Here is a 4,489-nt window from a genome sequence, read left to right as displayed (position 1 = left end):
GAGATCACCGCTGCCTACGCCATCAGCCCTTCCTTTCGCCTTTCTGCTCGCTATAGCTTGCGCAACTCGACCTTGGCACAGGAATCCAGCTTTGGCTTTGGCCTGGAGTGGATCCCTTAGTCGCCAGACCCGCTTTGGGCCCTCGGCGTCCTCCCCCCCAGTCCCAAGCATTGGAAGAGGGATTGGGGCCAAGGAACAGGCAGCGCAGAGCACGAGAAACGTCCTGAGCAGCTTCAAATAAAAACACCGCCTGGAGTCAGGATCCCTGACAGTGTTGACAAGGATCGGCAGCGATCAGCAACAAGCAAGCATTGGAAAAGGTTTAAAACCTGGAGCCCTATCTGGGATCGCGGGAACCTCCCGCCCAGGGTGGTGGGCCGCTTGCCGGACGAATCTCGATGACCTCACCGTTCTCGCGGGTGATCCGGTAAGCGTCGAAGTCTTCATCGTCGTACTTCCCCAGCACCGTAACCCGCTCGCCGGGCACCAGTTGGATCTGGCGGTACCAGCTTGGGCCGGCGTCAACAAGCAGTTGGCCCGTTCCATCGTCCAAAATAAACTTGTTGCCGAAAACGCTCGTGATCCGACCGGCAACCAAAACCCCGGTATAACGCTGGAGCTCACGAATAAGAACCTGAGCTTGCACAGGAGAACCCCCACCGCTAGTGCTAGAAAAGTCAGAGCAACATATCCAGGCGCAACCCTCATACAAAGAACCCCGACATTGTTAAAAACTGCCTCGGGTCTAACAATCCAAGAAGAACACGTCAACAAGCTTAAACGCAAATCAAAGATACCTTAACCCTAAATCGCGTCTTTGCTTCCCTAGGGCTCTCTTAACATTTTCGGGGATTTTGCAAGAGCTAAACTTCCTGTCCCAAACTTTTTTGCAAGCACGCTCCTACGGCGTTTAGTCAGCGGCTCCCCTCTCCGGTTCGGGAAGAGCTTTTCTGTCAATGCGGCGCATCGTCAGGGTGGCAATTTCTCTTCCTAAAGTCTCAGCTTTCTCTTCTATGTAGGATGTAAACAACGTGATCTCACCCGCCGTTCTAGTTTGAAGTTTGAGCTCGTAGAGCTTATACCCATCACTATCGACTTTTTCTATGAGGCTAATACTTTTGACATCCTCGAAGTCAACAAAAGTTTTTCTATTAGACAGCAAATTAATCTGGGTAACTATAACTTTTCTAAGCTGACCATTAATATCAACAGACTCATAGTTTATTATTAAAAATAACATAAAAAGAGGAATTAGACTAATGGATGAAAAGATAATGGCTGCAGAGAATGCATCCATAGATTTTGACGGAAGATCATGGTGGACAACGTTTAAACTTCCCTGGCCTTCGCCTAAGAACTGATTGATTTGCTCACTGGCCCATTGGGCGCGATTATTGCTATCGACCTCCACTCTATCCAAAATCCTTCCACTTGTGAACAGAATTAGGTAGTAGCTATAAGTATAAGACTTATCTCCCTCATCATCTATAAACTCTTCAACTTCGGTTTGATGTTCAGCTCCTGTAATTTCCGAGTAGATTTTGTTAGAAGGAGGAAAAATCCTAAGCTTGGGGATGGTTGTAAATTGACAATCCGCCATCCTAAATCCCCTCTTTACACAAGATATCTCTAGGCTATCTACACTAGCAGCCTGAAGAGTGGCAAATGAGAGGAAAGCAGATGCAACAAATATAAGTATAAAAAGCGAAAACCAGTCATTCTGCGAGCGTAATATTAGCCGATCCCTCTTTCTAACAATAGTGCTGGCCATCTTGGGCTACCCTAAACTTAGTTATAAACTAGCTCAGTTTTTTCTATTAGTGGTTAAGGACAGTTTAAGCTCCGAATTAAGTATCGAAAATGTTAAAGGCCTCAGCAGGTACCGGCAAAACGACCATCGAGTGGAGAAGACGAGATGAAAAGATGAAAAAACGAAGCGGGAACCGCCCAGGGCCCGTGGACGCGGATCCCAAGACTGCCTAAGATGAGTGAGGCATGTAAAGAAAACGCCACATTTCCCCCGTCGGCCCCCAGAACCGAGGAACGCCATGCTACGACTGGAACACATCAGCAAGATCTACCCCACCGGCGAGGTGCTCAAGGACGTGACCTGGGAGGTCAAGCCCGGGGATCGCATCGGCTTGGTGGGCGTGAATGGGGCTGGCAAAACCACCCAGCTCAAGATCATTTGTGGGCAAGAAGACCCGACCAGCGGCGAGGTGATCCGCCCTGCCAACCTGCGCATCGTCTATCTCAGCCAGGAGTTTGAGGTGGATCCCGCCCGAACGGTGCGAGAGGAGCTGTGGACGGTCTTTCGGGAAGAAAGCCGCATCCAGTCGGAGATGGCCCAGGTCACCGGGCAGATGGAACAGGCGGATCCCGACACCTTAGAGTCCCTTCTGCGCCGTCTGGATCGCCTGCAGCGGCAATTTGAGAGCCTACACGGCTATGAACTGGCGGCCCGCATCGACAAAATCTTGCCGGAAATGGGATTTGAGCCGCAGGATGGGGATCGCCTGGTGAGCGCCTTCAGCGGCGGCTGGCAGATGCGCATCGCCTTGGGCAAGATTCTGCTACAGGAGCCGGATTTGCTGTTGCTGGACGAGCCCACCAACCACCTGGATTTGGAGACCATCGAGTGGCTGGAAAACTACCTCAAGAGCTTGACGATCCCTATGGTGATCGTCTCCCACGACCGCGAGTTTTTGGATCGACTTTGTACCCAAATTGTGGAGACAGAGCGAGGTGTTTCCAGAACCTACCTAGGCAATTATTCTCAATATCTGGCACAAAAAGCTGAGCAACGAGAAGCGCAACAGTCGGCTTACGAGCGACAACAAAAAGAGATCGAAAAGCAACAGGCCTTCATCGATCGCTTTCGGGCCAGCGCCACCCGCAGCACCCAGGCCAAGAGCCGCGAAAAACAACTAGAAAAAATCGCGCGCGTGGAAGCGCCGGTTGGCGATGTGCGCACCCTTAGGTTTCGCTTCCCTCCTGCCCCCCGCAGTGGCCGCGAGGTGGTGAAGATCGAAAACCTAACCCACATTTATGGCGACAAAATTCTATTTTTGGGCGCAGAACTGCTGATCGAACGCGGGGATCGCGTCGCCTTTTTAGGACCCAATGGGGCGGGAAAATCGACGCTGCTCCGCCTTATCACCGGCCTGGAGCAGCCGACCGAGGGATCCGCAAAATTGGGGCCCCACAATGTTATTCCTGCCTACTTTGAGCAAAATCAGGCAGAGGCTTTGGATCTGAACAAAACCGTGATCGATACAATTCATGACGAAGTCCCCGACTGGAACAATGAGGAAGTGCGCACGCTGCTGGGGCGCTTTCTCTTCAGCGGCGACGCTGTTTTTAAGAAAGTAGCAGCTTTGAGTGGGGGAGAAAAAGCCCGCTTGGCCCTGGCAAAAATGCTGCTGCAACCGGCCAATGTGTTGATCCTGGATGAGCCCACCAACCACCTGGATATTCCAGCCAAGGAGATGTTGGAAGAGGCTCTACAGCATTACGACGGCACGGCAATTCTGGTCTCTCATGATCGCTACTTTATCTCAAAAGTGGCCAATAAAATTGTCGAGATCCGCAACGGCGAGTTGGTAGCCTACCAGGGCGATTACCACTACTACTTGGAGAAGATTGCCGAAGAGAAAGAGAGAGCTCGACAAGAGCGGATTGCTGCTGAAAAAGCAGCCAAAGCTGCTGAAAAACGAGCCAAAGAGCGAGAAAAACAAAAAGCCAAAAAAGCAGCTGGCAAAGCTTAAGGAGGGCAGAGTCATGTTCACAGGTTTGGTGCGCAGTCTCGGCACAGCCCAGTTGATCAGTTCTTCACAGCTACGGGTTACCTGCCCAGAGCTACAGCCGCAGTTGGCCTACGGCGATAGCGTGGCGGTAGACGGCCTCTGCCTGACGGTGGTGGAGATTCTGCCCGATGGCTTTTTGGCCGATGTCTCGCCGGAAACGCTGCGCCGCTCGGTTTGGGGCCAGGGATCCCGCCCGCGCACGGTTAACCTCGAACCTTCCCTGCGCGTGGGAGACAAGCTGGGGGGACATTTCGTCAGCGGCCATATCGATGGAGTGGGACAACTGTGGGATCAGGTCGCCAGTGGCAACGCCTGGGAGCTGAGCTTCAAAGTTCCTGCGGAGATTGGGCGCTACATCGTGCCCAAAGGCAGCGTGGCGGTGAACGGCGTGAGCCTGACCATTGCCGAGGCGCGCCAGGGGGGCTGCTGGTTTAAGGTGGCGGTGATCCCGCAGACCTACCGCGAGACCAACCTCTCCCTGCTGCAGGTGGGGGATCCGGTGAACGTGGAGGCGGACATGCTGGGCAAGTATGTGGAAAAATTGTTGGGCCTGGCTCCGCCGGAGAGCGGCATTTCTCTGGAGTTTCTGGCCGAGCACGGCTACGTTTAACGTAAGGTGCGGAATTCCCCACCGTCTATACGGTGGGGATGGATAGCACCCTCTGACTGATTCTGGATGTATT

Annotated in this window: 4 protein-coding genes; 2 read left to right on the top strand and 2 right to left on the bottom strand. The window is 52.8% G+C overall.

From position 1 onward, the window contains the following. Nucleotides 1-337: 337 nt before the first annotated feature. On the bottom strand, nucleotides 338-646 hold the full coding sequence (locus NW857_RS12375; RefSeq protein ID WP_414337320.1) for an OB-fold nucleic acid binding domain-containing protein: 309 nt from the start codon (nucleotides 644-646) through the stop codon (nucleotides 338-340). A gap of 264 nt (nucleotides 647-910) precedes the next feature. Next, the gene (locus tag NW857_RS12370; protein WP_414337321.1) at nucleotides 911-1,771 is read right to left on the bottom strand and encodes a hypothetical protein; all 861 of its coding nucleotides are present in this window, start codon (nucleotides 1,769-1,771) and stop codon (nucleotides 911-913) included. Nucleotides 1,772-2,048: 277 nt separating this feature from the next. On the opposite strand from NW857_RS12370, the gene NW857_RS12365 reads away from it, so the two are divergent. After that, a complete protein-coding gene (locus NW857_RS12365; RefSeq protein ID WP_414337322.1) occupies nucleotides 2,049-3,767 on the top strand; it encodes an ABC-F family ATP-binding cassette domain-containing protein in 1,719 nt (572 codons plus the stop codon). A 13-nt stretch (nucleotides 3,768-3,780) separates the two neighbouring features. Next, nucleotides 3,781-4,416 carry a riboflavin synthase gene (locus NW857_RS12360; RefSeq protein WP_414337323.1) on the top strand — a complete coding sequence of 212 codons (636 nt, stop codon included), beginning with the start codon at nucleotides 3,781-3,783 and terminating at the stop codon, nucleotides 4,414-4,416. Nucleotides 4,417-4,489: the final 73 nt, after the last annotated feature.

Origin of the sequence: Synechococcus sp. H55.9, from assembly GCF_047462355.1 — a bacterium.
In the GTDB taxonomy this organism is placed as follows: Bacteria; Cyanobacteriota; Cyanobacteriia; order Thermostichales; family Thermostichaceae; genus Thermostichus.
The sequence above is the reverse complement of the archived record's forward strand: the minus strand, read 5'-3'. Positions and strand labels throughout refer to the sequence as shown.

Bases quoted from the DNA above. Each gene is read 5' to 3' on its own strand.
- NW857_RS12360 (WP_414337323.1), top strand. From the start codon at position 3,781: ATGTTCACAGGTTTGGTGCGCAGTCTCGGCACAGCCCAGTTGATCAGT.
- NW857_RS12370 (WP_414337321.1), bottom strand. From the start codon at position 1,771: ATGGCCAGCACTATTGTTAGAAAGAGGGATCGGCTAATATTACGCTCG.
- NW857_RS12365 (WP_414337322.1), top strand. From the start codon at position 2,049: ATGCTACGACTGGAACACATCAGCAAGATCTACCCCACCGGCGAGGTG.